Consider the following 17,681-nt stretch of genomic DNA (forward strand, 5'->3'; position numbering starts at 1 on the left):
CCTCATGGCTCGTCGCGGCGGATCCGGGCGGAAGAGCGAGGGCGACGACTTCGGCGGGATCTCCTGGCGCCGCGCGGCCTTCTACATCGCGGTCCTGGCCGTGACGCATCCCCTGGCGGCCCTCAAGGCCCTGTCCGAGGAGCTCGGCCACGCCTTCCGCTGGGCGCTCCGGGCGGCGGGCCTGCCGTTCCGCGTCCTGGCCCTGAACCGGTACGAGCGGCACCGGTCCCGCCGCCCCACCTTCGAGGACCACCTGCGCCGCGACGCGGACGGCGCGTGAGGCACGCTCCCTCCGCGCCCGGGCGGGGCGGTCCCGCTACTTGCAGATGGCCGTGTCGACCAGGTCCATGACGACCTCCATCTTCTTCATGGCCTCCTTCTCCATGGCCTCCATCGAGGACTGCTCGGAGATGATCGCGGCCGGCAGGGTGTTGGTCACGACGGTGACCGCGCGGCCGTCGGCGGCGGCGCCGCCGCGGGAGTGGAAGCCGTGGATGTCGCCGCCGTGCCCCCAGATGTCGCCGCAGGACAGCGTGATCTTGTCGAGGCCGAGCCCGAACACGGTGTTCGGCATGCCGCCCTCCTCCTTGACGGTCTTCCGCATCTCCGCCAGCTGCGCGGCCGGCATCAGCCTGCCGCCGATCAGCCCGGCGAAGTAGGCGTTGAGGTCGCGCGGCCGGGAGACCAGCATGCCGGCGGCGCCGGACACGGACGGGTCGAGATCGGTGGCCTTCCGCAGCTTCCCGCCGGGCGGCGCCACGTACCCCTCCATGCGCGGCTTCGGCAGGATCTTCTCCCCGGGCTTCGGCCACCGGGTGTGCCGGAGCCCGAGCCGGTCGATGACCCGCTCGGTGACCGCCTCGCCCACCGGCTCGCCGGTGGCCTTCTCCACGAGCATCCCGGCGATGATGTAGTTGGTGTTGCTGTAGCTCCGCTTCTGGCCGGCGGGGAACTCCGCCTTGTGCTTCAGTGCGGGCTTGAGCAGCTGCTCCGCCGTGTACGTCGTGTCCGGGACGTTCCTGGTGTCCGCGTCCACCCACCGGGTGTAGTCCGGGAGGCCGCTGCTGTGGCCGAGCAGATGCCGGACGGTGATCTTCTTGCCGCTGTAGTCCGGCCCCTCGACCACGCCCGGCAGGTACGTGTCGATCGGCGCGTCCAGCCGCACCTTGCCCTCGCCGACCAGCTGGAGGACGGTCGCGGCGACGAACGACTTGGTGTTGCTGGCGATGCGCACGTAGCCGTTCTTCGGCGGCGCCTCGCCCGTCTCGCGGTCGCCGACGCCCGCCGAGTAGTCGCGGGTCTTGCCGTCCTTGCCCGTGACGGAGACCAGCACCCCGGGGAATCCTGCCTTCACCACTTGCTGCATCGCCTTCTGCACGGCGAGCTCGTTCTTGGCCGCGCCGATCTCCGCTTCGGCGTCGGCCTTGGTGCCGGTGGCGCACCCCGACAGGCCGCCCACGGCGAGGGCTCCGGCCACCGCCCCCGCGATGGCGCGCGACGGCCTCCGGCGGCGCGGGGACGGGACGTTCGGACGGGCGGCGGGCTGGATGTGCGCTGGCACCGTGACTCCTCAGAAACCACCTGGACGGTGGAGCGGGGGACGTTTCTCTGGAACGCCTCCAGAATCTCGGTCCGCGCCGCCCGGCTCCATAACGCACACAGGAAGAAACGTGGTGTAGCCAGCACTACCGCGAGGCGGGGCGCCGTCAGCGGCGGGGGCGGGCCAGGAGCGCCGCCAGGCCGCCCTGGGCGTCCTCGATGACCAGCCGTTCCGCGGTCGCCGAGTCGCCCTCCCGGAGGGCGCGCACCAGGGCGCGGTGGCTGGAGTAGCGGTCCAGGCCGAAACCGTCGTCCGCGGCGATCTTCTCCAGCCGCAGCGCCCGGCGCTCGGGCCGGGAGAAGACCTGGGACTGCTCCAGGAGCCGGATCAGCACCGGGTTGGCCGCGCACGCGTTCACCGCGTCGTTGAACTCCTGCATCCGGTCGAGCAGCGCGGCGACGTGCCGGTCGACGTCCTCGCCGTTCCGGTGCCGGGTCACGATGACGATCAGCAGGTCGTCGGCGGCGTCGAGGATCGCGTCGAGCGCGTCGAGCTGCGCGGGCGTCGCGTGCCGGGCCGCGAACCGGGCCACCAGGCCCCGCAGGCCCACCTCGACCTCGGCGAGGTCGTCGATGGCGCGCTCGGCGATGTCGGCGACGACGACCGTGCGGGGTCCGGTGCGCTGGATGAGGCCGTCCTGCTCGAGCCGGCGCAGCGCCTCGCGCACCGGCGTGGGGCTGACCGCGAGCCGCTCGGCCAGGCCCCGCTCGGTCACCTTCTCGCCCGGACGCAGCGTGCCCGCGCCGATCGCCTCCCGGAGGGCCCGGTACGCGTGGTCGGCGCGCGTCTCGCCGCTCGTTCCGGGCCGGTCCGCCGTCGACTTGACCATCATGCGCCCACGATAACAGCAGCGATGGCAAGTGCTGATGCTGTGTATTGACATTTTTGCTATGGCAAGTACGGTGACTCGGGCCACATGCGAGGAGGACGTACATGGCCAGCGCGACGCGAGCCGAGAGCGGTCCGGCCGATACCCGGAGGATCACGTTCTACGTGGCCCTGGCGGTGTTCGCCCAGGAGTCGACCTGGAACTTCTACGACAACCGGGTGCCCGAACTGCTGCGCGACCATGTCGCCAGCGCCGCCGTCATCGGGCTGCTCATGGGCATGGACAACCTGCTGGGCGTCTTCATCCAGCCGTGGATGGGCAACCGGTCCGACAACACCCGGACGGCCTGGGGGCGCCGGATCCCGTACCTGGCGGTCATGATGCCGGTGGGCGCCCTGCTGTTCCTGCTCATCCCGCAGGCGACCTCGCTCGGCTGGCTGATCCTCGTGATCTTCCTGTACGCGCTGGTGATGAACAGCTTCAAGCCGGTCAGCGAGTCCCTCATGCCGGACTTCATCGAGCCCGCGCGGCGGAGCCGGGCGAACGCCGCCGTGAAGATCGCGTCGGCGCTGACCACCATCGTCGCCGCGCTGGTCAGCCTGCTGCTGGTCGACGACCACCCGAAGCTGGCGTTCGCCGTGCCGTCCGGGCTCATGCTGGTCGCGGCGGGCGTGCTCGTCTGGCGGGTGCGCGACAGCCGCTCGGCCGCCTACCAGGCCGCGCTCGCGGAGGACAAGGACGCAGACGAGGACGCAGGCGCGGCGGCCGGCGGGGCGCGCGGCACCGGTGCCAGGCTCAGCATCAGGACGATCATCGGTGAGCTGGTCCGCGATCCCGACCGGAGCCGGCTGCTGCTGATCGTCGCCGTGTTCGTCTTCGCGGGGGCGTGGTTCGCGTCGCGCTCCCTGATGACCCCGTACGGCGTGGAGACCCTCGGCCTCTCCGACGGCGAGGCGGGCGGGCTGACACTGCCGAGCGGGATCGCGTACATCCTGGCCGCGTTCCCCGCCGCGCTGCTCGCCGAGCGGTTCGGGCGGCTGCGGGTGATGGCCGCCGGGATGGCCGTCTTCGGCGCGGGGATGATCCTCGGGACCGCCGTCCAGACGCCGGCGGTCACCGTCGCCGCGATGTGCCTCGCGGCGGCCGGCGCCGCCGGATTCGTGATCAACGCGGTCGTCGTGCTGTGGAACCTGGCGCCGTCCAGCCGCGTGCTCGGCACCTACACCGGCCTGTACACGGTCGGCTGGGCCGGCGGCGGAGTCGCGGGACCGGCGCTCGTCGGCCTGGCCGTCGATGTCACGGGCTGGCATCTGATGCTGCTGCACATCGCCTTCCTGACCGCCGTCGCCGTGCTGCTGGTCGTACGGATCGACCGGCTCCGGCGCGCGAGCGGCACGACCGCGAGCGAGAGCGAGAGCGTCGGATGAGCGCCCCGCCGACCGCCGCGCCGACCGTTCTCGTCACCACCGACTACCTGGTGCCCGGCGACGAGGTGGACGCCTTCCTGCGCGACGCCGGTTTCGCCACCCGGCACCGCCCGCCGCGGGGTCCCCGCGGGCACGCCGAGCTCGTCGCGATCCTGGCCGGTGCCGAGGGCGCGCTGATCGGCAACGAGCCGATGACCGCCGAGGTGTTCGCGAACGCCCCGGACCTCCGCGCGGTGGTGCGCACCGGCGTGGGGTACGACTCCGTCGACGTCGACGCCGCGACCCGCGCGGGCGTGTCGGTGAGCAACCTGCCCGGCGTCAACGCCAACGCCGTCGCCGAGTACACGATGGCGCTGCTGCTGGCGCAGGCCCGCCGGCTGGTCCCGGCCGCCGCCGGGGTGCGGGCCGGCGGCTGGCCGCGCGAGGACGGCCACGAGCTGCGCGGCAGGACCCTCGGCCTCCTCGGGTACGGCGCGGCGGCGCGGGCCGTCGTGCCGCTCGCCCGCGCCTTCGGCATGACGGTGCTGTGCACGACGAGCGTTCCGGAGAGCGGGCGCCGCGACGCCGCCGCGCGGTTCGTGGGGCTTCCCGAACTGCTGACCGCGGCGGACTACCTCTCCGTCCACACGGCGCTCACGCCGGCCACCCGGCACCTGATCGACGCGGCCGCGCTCGCCCGGATGAAGCCGACGGCGCACCTCGTCAACACCGCCCGCGGCGCCATCGTGGACGAGGCGGCGCTGGCCGCCGCCGTGCGCGCGGGCCGGCTCGCCGGGGCCGCCCTCGACGTCACGGCCACCGAGCCGCTGCCGGCGGGCAGCCCGCTGCGGGACGTCCCCGGCATCACGGTCTACTCCCACCTGGCCGGGCAGACCGCCGAGGCGCGGCGCGCCGCCGGCCTCGACGGCGCCCGGGAACTGGTCGCCGCCCTGCGGGGCCGCCCCCGGACCTCCCTCAACGCCCACCTGTTCCAGAGAGACGAGGATTGAGATGACGAGTACGTCCGCGACCGAGGATCCAGGCGAGCGGGAGGCGGTCAGGGTCCTGGCCCCGAGCGGGATGGTCGGGGCGGGGTTCCCGCCGGAGACGATCGACCGGGGCGTCCGGCTCGGGGCCGACGTGATCGCCATCGACGGCGGCTCCACCGACTCCGGCCCGTACTACCTGGGCTCGGGCACGGCCAAGACGACCGCCGCGGCCGTGGCCCGCGACCTGCGGATCCTGCTGCGGGCCGCGGCCGGCGCCGGCATCCCGCTGATCGTCGGCTCCTGCGGTACGAGCGGCACCGACTCCGGCGTCGACTGGGTCGCGGGGATCGTCGCCGGGATCCTGCGCGAGGAGGGCCTGGACCTGAGGGTCGCCCGGATCTACAGCGAGCAGCGGGCCGCCGCGCTCAAAAAGCGGCTCGGCGAGGGACGGATCCACCCGCTGCCGCCGATGGGCGACCTGGACGCCGCCACCCTCGACGCCTGCCGGCACATCGTCGGGATGATGGGTCACGAGCCCATCGCGGAGGCGCTGCGGGCCGGGGCCGACGTCGTCCTCGCCGGCCGGGCCACCGACACCGCCGTCGCCGCCGCGTACCCGCTGCTGATGGGCATGCCGGCCGGCCCCACCTGGCACGCCTCCAAGATCGTCGAGTGCGGCGGGCAGTGCACCACCGACCCGCGCGCCGGCGGCGTCCTCGCCACCATCGACCGGGACGGCTTCACCATCGAGCCGCTGGACCCCGCCAACGCCTGCACGCCCACGTCGGTGGCGGCCCACATGCTGTACGAGACCGTCGACCCCTTCCGGATGCGGGAGCCGGCGGGCACGCTCGCGGTTGCGGACGCGACGTACACCGCGCTGGACGCCCGCCGCGTCCGCGTCGAGGGATCGCGGTTCGAGCCCGCGCACCAGTACACGGTCAAGCTGGAGGGCGCCCGCGTCACGGGCTACGAGACCATGTCGTTCAGCGCCGTCCGGGACCCGCACATCCTCGCCCGGATCGAGGAGTGGGCGGCGCTGCTGCGCGAGGTCGTCACCGGGCGCGTACGGCAGACGCTGGACCTCGAACCCTCCGCGTACGCGCTCGACATCCGCCTGTACGGGTACGACGCCGTCCTCCAGGACATCGACCCGGCGACCGGGCCGCCCCGCGAGGTCGGGGTGATGCTGCTGGTCAACGCCACGGACCAGGCCACGGCCACCGCCATCGCCAAGATCGCGAACCCGCTGCTGCTCCACCTCCCCACCCCCGACATGGACCACCTGCCGAGCTTCGCCTTCGCGACCTCGCCCGCCGAGACCGAGCGCGGCCCGGCGTACGAGTTCGCGCTCAACCACGTCGTGGACGTCGACGAGCCCACCGACATGTTCCGCATCGAGATCGCCGAGGGGGACTCCCGTGACTGACGGCCACCGGCCCACGCTGGGCGAACTGGCCCTGGAGGTCCGTTCCAAGAACGCCGGGCCCTTCTGGGTCACCATGGAGCTGTTCATGCGCGACGCCGAGGGGTACGCGACGGTCGCCGACGCGGACTTCATCAACGAGGAGGTCGTCGCGCGGCTCTACCGCCTCGACCCGGCGACGATCCAGATCTTCCGCATCCCCGCGCTCAACGTCGTGAAGATCTCGTTCCCCCGGCCGGTGCCCCAGGGGAGCCCGCGCGACCGCGACATCCACGCGGGCCAGCACCACGTCCCGCTGGCCGCGCTGGCGCCCCCGGAGGCCTGACGGCCGTCACGACCAGGCGCGGTCCTGCTCCCGCTCCCGCTGGTAGCCGGACGCCTGGAGGCGGAACATGCGCGCGTACAGGCCGTCCGCCTCCATCAGGGCGTCGTGGGCGCCGCGCTCGACGACCTCGCCGCCGGACAGCACCGCGATCGTGTCGGCGTCCCGGACGGTGTTGAGGCGGTGCGAGATGAGCAGGCCCGCCCGGCCGGCGCGGTGCTCGCGCAGCGTCCGGTGCGTCTCGTGCTCGGCCTCGGCGTCCAGGCCCGCGCTCGGCTCGTCCAGGATCAGCAGGTCGGTCCGGTCGCGGAGGAGGGCGCGGGCGAGAGCGACCCGCTGCCACTGCCCGCCGGACAGCATCACCCCGGTGCCGGGGTCGTCGTGGGAGGGCGTGTCGAACGCGCGTGACAGCATCGTGCCGTAGCCGCGCGGCAGCGCCTCCAGGGTCTCGTGGATCCCGGCCCGGCGCGCGGCGGCCGCGATGCGGTCCAGGTCGCCGAGCGCGCCGGTGTCGCCGAGGCCGATGTTGTCGGCGGCGGTGAGGTCGTAGCAGACGTAGTCCTGGAAGACCCCGCCGATGCGGCGCCGCAGCTCCTCGACCGGCAGGTCGCGCAGGTCGACGCCGTCCCACAGCACCGCGCCGCGCGTCGGGTCGTAGAACCGGCACAGCAGCTTGACCAGCGTGCTCTTCCCGGCGCCGTTCGGCCCGACCAGCGCGGTCGCGCCGTCCGCCGGGATCGTCAGCGAGACGCCGCGCAGCACCCACGGCAGGTCGTCGCCGTAGCGGAACCAGACGTCCCGCAGCTCGACGCCCGACCGGAGGGGGCGGACGGCGGCGCGCGGCTCCGGCGGCTCCGGCAGGTCGGGCTCCGTCTCGACCACGAAGCGGTAGTGGCCGAACAGCAGCATCGCCTCGTGGGTACGGCCCGCGCTGCTGATCATGATGGCCAGGCCGTCCTGGACGCCGGCGACGGCCGCGACGAACATCGCCACATCGCCCACCGTCAGCCGGCCCTGCCGCGCCGCGCTCACCGCCCACACCAGGCCCGCCCCGGCGACGACCGCGCCCAGCGCGCCGTGCACGCCCTGGACGAGCAGCTCCCGGCGGTCCATCCGGCGCCGCTGGCCGTTGATCCAGCGCAGCTCGGTCAGCATCCGCGCGCCGAACAGCCCGCCCAGCCCGTACAGGCGGACCTCCTTGGCGGCGCTGGTGCTGTTCAGCAGCTGGGCGTAGAAGAACTCGCGGCGGGTGGCGTGCCCGAGCCGGCCGTGGACGCGCGCCCGGTAGCGGCTCAGCCGGAACTGCCCGTTCAGCGCGACCAGTCCCGCGAGCCCGACGGGGAGGAGCATCCACGGGTTCAGGACGGCGAGAGTGCCGAGGAAGCCGCCGAGCATGAGCGTCCCCTGGACGCCCGCGAGCGTGCCGCCGACCACCTCCGCCGGCCCGGACGACCCGGTCTCGCCGGCGAGCGCGAGCCGGTCCTGGAACCGCGGGTCCTCCAGATGCCGCAGCCCGGGCAGCCGCGCCACCGCCGCGTACAGCCGCCGCCGGCAGATCAGGTCGATGGCCCGCCCGAGCTCCGCCTCCACGTACGGGACGGCGTGCGGCAGGACGGCCGCCGCCACCCCGGCCAGCGCCAGCAGCAGGACGGGCACCAGCAGCGGCCGGCCCGGATCGGCCAGCCCGTCCAGGACGGTCTTGGTCAGCCACGCCAGCGCCACCGGGACGGCGCTCGCCACGACGGCGAGGACGGCGCGCAGCACCAGCCGCCCGCGCCCGGAAGACCAGGCCAGCTCCGCCACCGCCCGCAGCGAGCCCGCCGAGTAGCGCGGCTCCTCCTCGTCCACACGGACTTCGTTCACGCGGACTTCGCTCACGCGGGGGCGTCGCCCGGTACGGGGACGGGGATGCGCTCGGGCAGCGCGTAGCTCGCCACCATCACGTCCTCCGCCAGGACGGCGAACGCGGGCAGCGCGCCGACGCCGAACGCCTGGATGAGCGGCCCGTTCTCCTCCTCCTCGGTCAGCACCCGCGCCACCGGAGCCAGCTCCGCGCACAGCTCGTCCCGGCCGGGGCCCTTGCCCAGCACCACGGCGAGGACGTGGTCCCGGCCGCCGGGCGCCGCGCCGGCGCGGGCGAGGAACTCCGGCAGGCTGTGCTCGCACGACTGGCATCCGGGCGCCATGAACGCCATCAGCGTCGACCCGCGCAGGTCGGCGCGGGACACCGGCGTCCCGTCCATGGCGGCGACGGTGAAGTCCCCGACCCGCTCGCCGGGCTCGACCTCCAGCGGCGGGGGGTAGCCGGCGGCGGGGGCGCCGCCGCGCCCGGCCAGCAGCCGGGCCTGCTCGTTCAGCCGCCGGATCACCGCGAGCGTCAGCGCGATGTTGGCCAGGCACAGCACGCCGACGACCGCGACCGCGGCCGTGGACACCGTCATGGGGTCTCCTCGCTGGTAGCGGCCAGGGGGCGGACGAGATCGACGATCTCCTCCAGATCGATCAGCAGCAGGGCGGCCGCCGCGCCCGCGACCGCGGCGAGCACCGCCGCCGCGCCGGCCGGCGGCGGGCCGTCCCCGGACAGCGCCATCGCCGCGCCGCCGCCGGCGGCCAGGAGCAGCACCAGGTTCCGTACGACGTGCGGGACGCCCGGCGGCCGCGTGCCCGCGCCGAAGCACCGGCACGGCACCCGTACCCGGCGCCGCATCATCGACAGCACCGCCGCGGTGAAGACGGCCAGCAGCACGGCCGCGGTCGCGAAACCGAAGGGGACGAGCGGCGGCACGAGCAGCGCCGCCGCCGCGGCCGCCTCGGCGGCGACGGCACCGGCGGCGGCCGGTCCGGCGAGCGCCGCCGGGACCCGCACGGCCCCGGCCAGCCAGGACCGGAAGTTCGCGAAGGCGTCCCGGCCGGCGACCTTGGCGGCGCAGGAGCGGGCGAACGTGACCGCGACGGCCGCCTGGCAGCCGATCGTCAGGTGGGCCATCGCGTCGGCCACGCCGCCCGCTCCTTTCTAGCTCTCTTCCGTGCCGGTGGATCAGTACCCGACCTGCACCGCGTCGCCGCGCCGGAACGGACCGCCCCGCTTGAGCAGGTCCGCCATGCACGCGCCGAGCGGCAGCTCCAGGTCATGCTCCATCCACATGAACTGGCCGGCCGGGTTCACCTCCAGGAACACGTGCTCGCCCTCCGGCGTGACGATGAAGTCGACCGCGGCGTACACCGCGTTCAGCTCCGCCAGCAGCGCCTGGGTCCGCTTGACGACCTCCTCCGGCAGCGGGTGGTACTCGCCGTAGGGCAGCACGGCGACCTCGCCGGCCTCCCCGCGCCAGTCCACCCTGGTGGAATCCATCTCCTGCGAATTGATCGTCACCGGGAAGTAGGTGTTCCCGATCACGGTGAGCCGGACCTCGTAGGCCTTCTCGACGTACTCCTGGAACATGCACATCGTGTGGCCGACCCGGTCCAGGTTCTCCCTGATCTCGTCGCCGACGACGGCGGTGAGCAGCCCGCCCGGGAACGCGCCCGGGTAGTGGATCACCCCGCCGATCTGCGACTTGTAGACGATCGGCGGGCCGTCCCCGTCCAGCAGGGCGGCCACCTCCGCCGGATCGTTGGTGAGCAGCGTCCGCGGTACGCGGAACCCGAGCCGCTTGGCCAGCTCCAGCTGGTACGGCTTGAGCTCCCCGATCGCGTCGATGTCCGGGCGGTTGACCCAGAGGCAGTCGGTCGCGCGCAGGATGCCGCCGATGGCCTGCATGGCCTCCTTGCGCGCGAACAGCTTCTCCGGTTCCGGCATGTCCGGCCCGAAGTCGAAGGCGGTGGGCCGGCGGTACCACACCGCCGAGAGCCGGTCGAGATCCAGCTCCCGGTCCTTGTGGCGCAGTACCCGCCGGCCGCCGTCCCCGAAGTCCGAGGTGGTGAACGTCAGCCGGCGCGGGAAGTAGCTCAGGTCCACGCGCACGACCTCGGTCCCCTGCTCGGACAGGGCCGTGATGACCGGATCGACCGTCGGGTCGAACTCCTGGGTCAGGATGAGGACCCGGGGATCGGATGCGGTCATCGCGTCAGGCGCAGGTGTCGTCCCGGCAGCGGTCCGAACCCTGATAGCAGCTGGTGTTGGTGTAGGTGGCGATACCGGCCGTGGGCAGCCCGGGCGGGGCGACCCACGTCTGGGTGTTCTCGTCGTAGTGGCCGGGCATCCGGTCCGCGACCTGGCCCTCCCAGTCGGCGGAGTACAGGTAGGCGAGGGGCTGCAGGCGCGGGTCGGCCGGCTGCTGCGGCTCGACGTGGACGCCTTCGAGGAAGGAGAGCGCGGTGTGCAGCGGCTCTCGGGTCAGGGTGTCGGACATGGGGCGACCTCCTTCGTCACCGCGGGCGCGGCGACCTTCGGACCTGCCGTCGTGGCACGGCTGCCAGGACGGAGCTCAAGGGCAGGACTGGACGGACAGGACTGGACGGATCGAGACGCTCAGGGCGGGGGCGAGGCGGACGGCTCGGTGATCCCGGCGATCCCGGTCACCTCGCCCGAGAACCGCCACACCAGGCCGGTCTCGTCGAAGTGCCCGGCCGTGAAGGCGAGGTCGTGCTCCGGCTCCCACTCGGAGACGACCTCGTACAGGTAGGCGAGCGGTGTGCCGGGCGCGTGCCTGCGGTGCGCGCGGACGTCCGCCGGGACCGCCCGCACCACCATCGAGCCCTCGTGGAGTTCGGGACGGTCGAAGCGGAGGAACGCCGGGCCTCCCGGCAGCGGATGCTCGTCGTGGGCGGTCGCGGGGGAGTCGCCGGGGCGGGGTTCCTCGATCACGGACGCATCGTCGCCGATGACCGCTCTCAGTTCGCTCTCAGCCCGCTCTCACGGCACCGGGCGCGGTAGCCGAGCGTCGCCCGCAGCAGCCGCGCGCCGAGATCGTGGAACCCGTGCGCCGCGGTCTGCTCGATGACCGCCGCGAGCGCCTCGTCCTCCGCCTCGAACCAGGTCGGCGGCCCGGTGGCGGCGGCGAGCTCGGCCGCGGCCCGCTCCGCGCGGCGTAGCCAGCCGGCGAACGCGCGGCGCAGCGCCGCCTCCCGCGTCCGGGGCCGGTCCAGGGCATGCGCAAGCTCTCGCGCGTAGAGCCTGAGCAGGACGGGCATGCCGTACCGGACCTGGCCCGCGGCGTCCTCGCCCAGCGGGTCCAGCAGCGCGGCGTCCGCCAGCGCCTCCAGGTGCGCGCGGGCCGCCTCCGGGGAGGTGCCGAGGGCCGCGGTGGCGGCCCACTCCGGGAACGTCGCCGTGCGCAGCAGCCCGAGCAGCCGGAACGCGTGCCCGTGCGCCGGGTCGAGGTCCTCGTAGTTCTCGCGCAGCCGGGCCCGGACCGCCATGCCGCGGACGGCCAGCTCGTCCAGCCTGCGGTGCTCGGGACGCAGCAGCCCGGCGAGCCGGGCCGGGCTCGACCCGGGCCGGTGGGCGAGCCGCACCCCGGCGACGCGCACCGCCAGCGGCAGTCGCCCGCACATCCGGACGATGTCGGCCGCGGCCGGGTCGGCGGCCACCCCGTCCCGGCCGGCGGCGCGGCCGAGCAGCGCGACCGCGTCGTCGTGGGGCGGCACGTCCAGCCGCAGCGTCCGCGCGCCGGTCAGCCCGGCCAGCGGGACGCGCCCCGTGACCAGCACGGCGCAGCCGGGCGTGCCCGGGATCAGCGGGCGCAGCTGCGCGTCGTCCATGGTGTCGTCCAGGAGCAGCAGGACGCGGCGGCCCGCGACGCGCGAGCGGAACAGCGACGACCGCTCGTCCAGGGACCGCGGGACGTGCTCGTCGTCCACCCCGAGGATCCGTAAGAACCCCGCCAGCACCTCGGCGGGGTCCACCGGCCGCGAACCGGGCCCGCGCAGCACCGCGTACAGCTGCCCGTGGACGAACAGCGCCGCCGCGCGGTGGGCCACATGGACGGCCAGGGCGGTCTTCCCGACCCCGGCCGTCCCGTTGACCACCAGCAGTACCGGCCCGCCGCGGCCGGAACCGGACAGCAGCGGGCCGCTGAGCGCCGCGACCTCGTCCCGGCGCCCGGTGAAGTCGCAGATCGCCGCCGGCAGCTGCCGCGGTACGGGGGCGCGGCAGCGGTCGCCGTTCAGCGCGGCCGCGTGCGCGTCCAGCACCTCGCGGGACGGGGCGACGCCCAGCTCGTCGGCCAGCCGCCGCCGGACCCGCTCCACCTGGCGCAGCGCCGCCGCGTTCCGGCCGCAGGCGGCCATCAGCCGGATGAGCCGCGCCTGGAGGGGCTCGTCGTAGGGCGCGCCGGCCGCGACGTCCTCCACCAGCGCGATCGCGGCGTCCGGCCGGTCCAGCCGGAGCGCCAGGTCGGCGAGCGCGGCCGCGCAGTCGATCCGCGCCTGCTCCACCTCCCGGACGGCCGGGTCGTCGGCGACCGGTTCGGGCCGCCCGCCCAGCACCGGCCCGCGCCACTCCCGGAGCGCCGCCGCCAGCAGGGCGAGGCCGCGTTCCGGATCGCGGGTCCGGGCGTACGCGGCGACAAGTGTCCGGAAACGGCCGATGTCGACCGCCCCGTCCGGCACCGCGAGCCGGTATCCCGAGCCCGCGTGCTCCAGCCGCGCGTCCGGACCCAGGGCTGTCCGCAGCCATGTCCGCAGCCGGGTCGCGGCGCACTGGAGCGCGCGGCGGCTGCCCTTGTCGGCGCCCCAGGCCAGGGTGAGCAGCCGGTCCTCGCCCACGATGTCGCCCGGGGTGAGCAGCAGCGCGCTCAGCAGCGCGCGCACGCTCGGCCCCGGCAGCGGCACGAGCCGCCCGCCGGTGCGCACGGCCAGCTCCCCGAGGATCAGGAACTCCGCGCCGTCCGGATCGCGGCGGCAGGGGTCCCCGGTCAGGGTGTCGTCGGCAGGGTCGGCCATCGACAGCGCCCTTCGTCGTCCCAGTCAAGATCGACGTTAGGTCGGTACCGAAGGCCGTACAAGGAGTCCCGGAAGCCGATTTCCCGCGCCCGGCCTCAGCGCTCGGCGTACGGGTCGGGCATGCCCGGCTCGACCTTGACAACGAGGGTGTGGGCGGCCTTGTCGTGCAGGGTCTGCTTGCGCGGGTCCCACAGGATCCACAGCGCGTCCAGGAGGCTGCCCAGCCCGCACGGGATGGCCAGCAGGATCTGCACGCCGTACCGCCACGCGGCCGTCCCCGAGCTGATCGCCCCGCCGTCCTGCTCCCGCACCACCCGGATGCCGAGGGCCATCTTGCCGAGCGTCTGCCCCTTGCGGGCGTGCATCAGCCAGAAGTAGAAGAAGCCGAGCACGGTGGAGATCCCGCTGCTGACGAGGTTGCCGACGATGTACCCGTTGGAGGTCATGGGGGCGTTCGGGTCCATCATGGCGTCCCAGTCGATGAACGGCAGCGACACGACCGTGCTGACGACACCGAGCAGGAGGTTGTCGAGGATGAGCGCGCCGAGCCGCGCCCAGCGGCTGGCCAGCCCGCCGTACGACCCGGCCCCGTAGCCGGGGACCCCGCCGTAGGGCTGCCCCTGCTCGCCCTGGCCGTACGGGGACGGCCCCTGGGGGACCTGCCCGTACGGCTGCTGCTGGCCATAGGTCCCGCCGAAGGGCGGCGGCTGCTCTTCGGGACCGGGTTGCGGTTGCGTCATGCGATCATGTTAGGGATTCCGCGCCCGCACGCCCCGGCCGACCTCGGCCAATGTCCGCGTTCTTCAGGCCGCGTTCTCACGCGGGGTCGACGACCGTGCGGTCCCCGTCGCGTTCGTAGGCCACGACCTGGACGACCGGGAGGCGGGCCGTCTCCGGGGGCCGGCCGCCGGCGCGCGGACCCGGCACCACCAGCAGGCGCGTCCAGTCCGGCCCGTGTCCCTCGGCCTCGTGGGTGCCCAGCTCGCCGGCCGCCTTCAGCTTCACGATGTCCGGGCCCGCCGCCGCCACCAGATGCCAGCGCCGCGGCGACCGCCACCACAGGGCGGCGGCCATCGTCCCGGCGGACGCGGCGGTGGCGCTGTTCGTCCCGCCGCGCTCCGACAGCGCCCGCCCGGCGTCGGAGATCAGCACGGCGGTGCCCGCGGCGCGGCCCGGCGCGGACTCGTCCACCGTCAGCAGCGTCGCCCGGCCGCCGCCGTCGGGCAGCTCGCCGCTCCACAGCCGGCCCAGCAGCAGGTCGCCCGCCTCGCCCAGCGTCGCCGCGCCCTCGCAGGCGACGGCCCGCAGCGCCGCCCACCGGAACCTCTCCTCCCGCTCCGTATCTCGTTTCGGTCCTTCGCGGAACAGCACGCGCGGCGCCGCCGACCGCGGGCTGTGCGAGGCGAGCTGCGTGACCGTCCGCGGCGGCCCGCCCGCGGCCGGCCGGAACGTCATCTGGAACGCCACGTGGTTCTGGCAGCGCGGCGTGAACCAGTGCCACGGCAGCGGATCGCTCAGCCCGTCCCGGACCGCCAGCGGCCGCCAGTCCGGCGCGCTCCCGGACGGCACCGCCGCCCGCACGTCCCGCAGCCACGGCGGGACGAGGTAGCGCCACGTCATGCCCACCATGATCAGCTGCCCGCTGCCCGTCCCGAGCCGGCGCACCGACTCCACGCCGCGCGACAGGCGCCGCTCGAAGTACTGCGCCACGCTGGGCGCGTCCCGGCCGGGGGAGTCGCGCAGGACGACGAGGGACGCGCCGTCCACCGTCCCGGCGTACAGGACGAAGACGCGGCCCAGCGGCGGTTCGCGGCGGTCGGCCCGCCAGGCCTCGGCGGCGCGGCGCAGCAGCCCGGTGTCGTGCCGCAGCCCGCCCTGCGCGGGCCACTGGCCGATGCCCGGCGCGCCGGTCACCTGCCACGCGCGCGGGTCGATCGCGGCGGGCCCGCCGGTCCGCCCGTCCGGCCGGGTGAGGACGAACGCGGCGGCCGCCGCGAGCGCCGCCGCGAGCAGGCCCGCGACGGCGGCGCGCCACGCGGTAGGGACGGCGGGCGGCGGGCGCAGCCGGACGAGGCCGGGTTCGAACGCCTCGATCTCGGCGCGCTGCGCGGCCTCGTCCAGCCCCGTCCGGCCGTCCACGGCGGCGGTGATCCGGTCCACGTCCCCGAAGCCGGTGTCGACGTGGGCGCGCAGCTCGGCCGCGACCTCGGGCGCGGTGAGGCCGTCGCGGCGCAGCAGGTAGGCGAGCCGCTCGTACGGCGACAGCTCGCGCAGCGCCTCCCGTACCGGCCCCGGGGGCACGGGCCCGGCCTCGAAGAGGAGGCGGTGCAGCCGGTGCCGTCCGGCGGGCGGGTCGGTGAGGAGGATCGCGACGAGCCGGGCCCGCATGGCGGGGTACCCACCGCGCCGCGCCCGCGCCGCGCCGGCGGCGGCGCGGCGGGCGCGCATGAGCGGGGCGTCGCCGTCGTCCAGCACCAGGTACGCGAGCCGCAGCAGGCGGGCGAGACCGGCGTGGCGCTCGCGATCCACCGTCCGCACCGGGGCACCTCCCGCCCGCATTGTGCGCACCGGTTGGTAACGGCCGTGTTGAGACGGCCTCCGGCCGCGTGCCGGGCGGCACGCGGCCGGAAGCGGACGGGCGGCGGTTCAGTCCTTGGGGGCGTCCGCGTTGGTGTAGACGAGGTGCACCACGCCGGTGGCGTCGAAGGTCGTCGAGGACAGCAGCTTCAGCGGCACGGTCTCGCCGTCGGCGAAGAGCTTCGCGCCGTGCCCGACGACGATCGGGTGCACGAGCAGGTGCAGCTCGTCGATCAGGCCCTGCCCCAGCATCCAGCGCACCAGCGCGGCGCTGCCGGTCGTGCCCAGCCGCGTGTCCGCCTTCAGCCGGGTCAGCTCCGCCGCGACATCGCCGTTGATCAGCGTGCTGTTCTCCCAGGTGGCCTCGGTCAGCGTGGTCGACACCACGTACTTGCGGGCGCTGTTCATGGTCTTGGTCATCGGGTCCGCCGGGTCGGCGTCCGGCCAGTAGGAGGCGAACCCCTCGTAGGTGTGCCGGCCGAGGAGGGTCGCCTCGGCCTCGGCCATCAGCTCGCCGACGACGGCGCCCATCTGGTCGTCGAAGTACGGGAAGTGCCAGGTCTCCGGCGCCTCGATGACACCGTCGAGGGAGATGAAGAGGCTGGACTTGATGAAACCCATCGCAAGCTCCTTTGATCGCGTCCGCCGCCGCGGACGGGTACCGTCGATCACAGGTCGAACGGCGCCCCGGCGGATCGACACGCGGCCGAGATTTTTTCCTGGTTTCAGGAGATCCCCAGGTCCGGAACCCTAACGAGCTTGTCGGGATTGCGCACGAGATCGATCGCGGTGATCAGCCCGGCGTCGACGGTGAACGCGATGACCGACAGCCCGCCGTCGCCGTCGACGACCACCAGTCCCGGAGCGCCGTTGACGTCGGCCGGCAGGATGTCCAGCGGCCCGGCGGTGCGGGCATGCGCGAGCATCATGGGCGCCACCCGCGCGGCCTCCCGCTCGACGTGCCGGAGCGTGGAGACCTTGCCGCCGCCGTCGCCGCGCAGCACGACGTCCGGGTCGAGCAGGGCGATGAGGCCGGGCAGGTCGCCGTTCTGGCAGGCGGCCGAGAACGCGGCCACCAGCTCCCGCTGCTCGGCCGGCGTCGCCGGGGTCCGCGGCCGTCCCTCCTCGACCTGCCGGCGCGCCCGCGAGGCGAGCCGGCGGACCGCCGCCGGCGTGCGGCCGACGACCTCGGCGATCTCGGGGAAGGGGACGCTGAAGACGTCGTGCAGCACGAACGCGGTGCGCTCGGCAGGGGTGAGCCGTTCCAGGACGACCAGCAGCGCCATGCTCACCGACTCGTCCAGCGTCACCCGCTCGGCCGGGTCGGGGGAGCGGGCCTCGACCAGCGGCTCCGGCAGCCACGTGCCCACGTACCGCTCCCGGCGCGCCCGCGCGCTGCCGAGGACGTCGAGCGCCAGCCTGCTGACGGCGGTCGTCAGCCAGGCGGCGAGGTCGCGCACGGACGCCGGGTCGTCGAGACCGCGCAGCCGCAGCCACGCCTCCTGCACGCAGTCCTCGGCCTCGGCCAGGGAGCCCGTCATCGTGTACGCGACGCGCAGCAGCCGCGGGCGGTGGGCCTCGAAGCCCCGCGCCAGCCGATCCTCGGCGTCCCGTACGTCCCGCTCTGTAGATCCCATGCCCTCTTGA

General features: G+C 74.6%; 18 protein-coding genes. 5 read left to right on the plus strand and 13 right to left on the minus strand.

Going from position 1 to position 17,681, the window contains the following annotated elements; all coding sequences use genetic code 11:
* The first annotated feature begins 4 nt into the window (after positions 1-4).
* The gene (locus AB0881_RS01170; protein ID WP_366613309.1) at positions 5-280 is read left to right on the plus strand and encodes a hypothetical protein; all 276 of its coding nucleotides are present in this window, start codon (positions 5-7) and stop codon (positions 278-280) included.
* Positions 281-316: 36 nt separating this feature from the next.
* Here the strand turns inward: AB0881_RS01170 and AB0881_RS01175 are convergent, their stop codons facing one another.
* Together AB0881_RS01175 and AB0881_RS01180 are read right to left on the minus strand one after the other, a co-directional pair.
* On the minus strand, positions 317-1,561 hold the full coding sequence (locus tag AB0881_RS01175; RefSeq protein WP_366613310.1) for a serine hydrolase domain-containing protein: 1,245 nt from the start codon (positions 1,559-1,561) through the stop codon (positions 317-319).
* A gap of 145 nt (positions 1,562-1,706) precedes the next feature.
* The gene (locus AB0881_RS01180) at positions 1,707-2,432 is read right to left on the minus strand and encodes a GntR family transcriptional regulator (protein ID WP_366613312.1); all 726 of its coding nucleotides are present in this window, start codon (positions 2,430-2,432) and stop codon (positions 1,707-1,709) included.
* A 101-nt stretch (positions 2,433-2,533) separates the two neighbouring features.
* Here AB0881_RS01180 and AB0881_RS01185 point away from each other — a divergent pair, with 101 nt between their 5' ends.
* The 4 genes from AB0881_RS01185 to AB0881_RS01200 are packed head-to-tail and all read left to right on the plus strand — an operon-like array spanning position 2,534 to position 6,575.
* On the plus strand, positions 2,534-3,856 hold the full coding sequence (locus AB0881_RS01185) for an MFS transporter (protein WP_366613314.1): 1,323 nt from the start codon (positions 2,534-2,536) through the stop codon (positions 3,854-3,856).
* Positions 3,853-4,845 (plus strand): phosphoglycerate dehydrogenase, encoded by a 993-nt coding sequence (locus AB0881_RS01190; protein WP_366613316.1) that lies wholly within the window; start codon positions 3,853-3,855, stop codon positions 4,843-4,845. Before AB0881_RS01185 ends, AB0881_RS01190 begins: the two co-directional genes overlap by 4 nt.
* Position 4,846: 1 nt before the next feature.
* Positions 4,847-6,253, plus strand: coding sequence for an acyclic terpene utilization AtuA family protein (locus AB0881_RS01195; protein ID WP_366613318.1), 1,407 nt, complete (start codon positions 4,847-4,849; stop codon positions 6,251-6,253).
* Positions 6,246-6,575, plus strand: a complete 330-nt coding sequence (locus AB0881_RS01200; RefSeq protein WP_366613320.1) for a DUF4387 domain-containing protein — start codon at positions 6,246-6,248, stop codon at positions 6,573-6,575. Before AB0881_RS01195 ends, AB0881_RS01200 begins: the two co-directional genes overlap by 8 nt.
* Positions 6,576-6,581: 6 nt before the next feature.
* Here the strand turns inward: AB0881_RS01200 and AB0881_RS01205 are convergent, their stop codons facing one another.
* From AB0881_RS01205 to sigJ, 11 genes are all read right to left on the minus strand, one after another.
* Positions 6,582-8,435, minus strand: a complete 1,854-nt coding sequence (locus AB0881_RS01205) for an ABC transporter ATP-binding protein (protein WP_366613322.1) — start codon at positions 8,433-8,435, stop codon at positions 6,582-6,584.
* An 11-nt stretch (positions 8,436-8,446) separates the two neighbouring features.
* A complete protein-coding gene (locus AB0881_RS01210; RefSeq protein ID WP_366613324.1) occupies positions 8,447-9,013 on the minus strand; it encodes a hypothetical protein in 567 nt (188 codons plus the stop codon).
* Complete coding sequence (locus AB0881_RS01215; RefSeq protein WP_366613326.1) at positions 9,010-9,570, minus strand: MauE/DoxX family redox-associated membrane protein; 561 nt, start codon at positions 9,568-9,570, stop codon at positions 9,010-9,012. Before AB0881_RS01215 ends, AB0881_RS01210 begins: the two co-directional genes overlap by 4 nt.
* A 39-nt stretch (positions 9,571-9,609) precedes the next feature.
* Positions 9,610-10,635, minus strand: coding sequence for an MvdC/MvdD family ATP grasp protein (locus AB0881_RS01220; RefSeq protein WP_366613328.1), 1,026 nt, complete (start codon positions 10,633-10,635; stop codon positions 9,610-9,612).
* Between the two features lie 4 nt (positions 10,636-10,639).
* Complete coding sequence (locus AB0881_RS01225; RefSeq protein WP_366613330.1) at positions 10,640-10,924, minus strand: hypothetical protein; 285 nt, start codon at positions 10,922-10,924, stop codon at positions 10,640-10,642.
* 119 nt (positions 10,925-11,043) lie between these two features.
* Positions 11,044-11,379 carry a hypothetical protein gene (locus AB0881_RS01230; RefSeq protein ID WP_366613332.1) on the minus strand — a complete coding sequence of 112 codons (336 nt, stop codon included), beginning with the start codon at positions 11,377-11,379 and terminating at the stop codon, positions 11,044-11,046.
* A 26-nt stretch (positions 11,380-11,405) separates the two neighbouring features.
* A complete protein-coding gene (locus AB0881_RS01235) occupies positions 11,406-13,457 on the minus strand; it encodes a BTAD domain-containing putative transcriptional regulator (RefSeq protein WP_366613334.1) in 2,052 nt (683 codons plus the stop codon).
* 95 nt (positions 13,458-13,552) lie between these two features.
* A complete protein-coding gene (locus AB0881_RS01240; protein ID WP_366613336.1) occupies positions 13,553-14,197 on the minus strand; it encodes an RDD family protein in 645 nt (214 codons plus the stop codon).
* A gap of 76 nt (positions 14,198-14,273) precedes the next feature.
* The gene (locus tag AB0881_RS01245; protein ID WP_366613338.1) at positions 14,274-15,995 is read right to left on the minus strand and encodes a hypothetical protein; all 1,722 of its coding nucleotides are present in this window, start codon (positions 15,993-15,995) and stop codon (positions 14,274-14,276) included.
* A 108-nt stretch (positions 15,996-16,103) separates the two neighbouring features.
* Complete coding sequence (locus tag AB0881_RS01250; RefSeq protein WP_366613340.1) at positions 16,104-16,655, minus strand: dihydrofolate reductase family protein; 552 nt, start codon at positions 16,653-16,655, stop codon at positions 16,104-16,106.
* 104 nt (positions 16,656-16,759) lie between these two features.
* A complete protein-coding gene (sigJ, locus tag AB0881_RS01255) occupies positions 16,760-17,671 on the minus strand; it encodes an RNA polymerase sigma factor SigJ (RefSeq protein ID WP_366613342.1) in 912 nt (303 codons plus the stop codon).
* Positions 17,672-17,681 lie beyond the last annotated feature (10 nt).

It is taken from the genome of Spirillospora sp. NPDC029432, from assembly GCF_040703975.1.
Taxonomy (GTDB): domain Bacteria; phylum Actinomycetota; class Actinomycetes; order Streptosporangiales; family Streptosporangiaceae; genus Spirillospora.

What these genes read in the sequence shown, in the direction of transcription:
- AB0881_RS01235 (WP_366613334.1), bottom strand. Translation starts at nt 13,457, where the DNA reads ATGGCCGACCCTGCCGACGACACCCTGACCGGGGACCCCTGCCGCCGC.
- AB0881_RS01190 (WP_366613316.1), top strand. Translation starts at nt 3,853, where the DNA reads ATGAGCGCCCCGCCGACCGCCGCGCCGACCGTTCTCGTCACCACCGAC.
- AB0881_RS01170 (WP_366613309.1), top strand. Translation starts at nt 5, where the DNA reads ATGGCTCGTCGCGGCGGATCCGGGCGGAAGAGCGAGGGCGACGACTTC.
- AB0881_RS01195 (WP_366613318.1), top strand. Translation starts at nt 4,847, where the DNA reads ATGACGAGTACGTCCGCGACCGAGGATCCAGGCGAGCGGGAGGCGGTC.
- AB0881_RS01250 (WP_366613340.1), bottom strand. Translation starts at nt 16,655, where the DNA reads ATGGGTTTCATCAAGTCCAGCCTCTTCATCTCCCTCGACGGTGTCATC.
- AB0881_RS01180 (WP_366613312.1), bottom strand. Translation starts at nt 2,432, where the DNA reads ATGATGGTCAAGTCGACGGCGGACCGGCCCGGAACGAGCGGCGAGACG.
- AB0881_RS01240 (WP_366613336.1), bottom strand. Translation starts at nt 14,197, where the DNA reads ATGACGCAACCGCAACCCGGTCCCGAAGAGCAGCCGCCGCCCTTCGGC.
- AB0881_RS01225 (WP_366613330.1), bottom strand. Translation starts at nt 10,924, where the DNA reads ATGTCCGACACCCTGACCCGAGAGCCGCTGCACACCGCGCTCTCCTTC.
- sigJ (WP_366613342.1), bottom strand. Translation starts at nt 17,671, where the DNA reads ATGGGATCTACAGAGCGGGACGTACGGGACGCCGAGGATCGGCTGGCG.
- AB0881_RS01185 (WP_366613314.1), top strand. Translation starts at nt 2,534, where the DNA reads ATGGCCAGCGCGACGCGAGCCGAGAGCGGTCCGGCCGATACCCGGAGG.
- AB0881_RS01220 (WP_366613328.1), bottom strand. Translation starts at nt 10,635, where the DNA reads ATGACCGCATCCGATCCCCGGGTCCTCATCCTGACCCAGGAGTTCGAC.
- AB0881_RS01210 (WP_366613324.1), bottom strand. Translation starts at nt 9,013, where the DNA reads ATGACGGTGTCCACGGCCGCGGTCGCGGTCGTCGGCGTGCTGTGCCTG.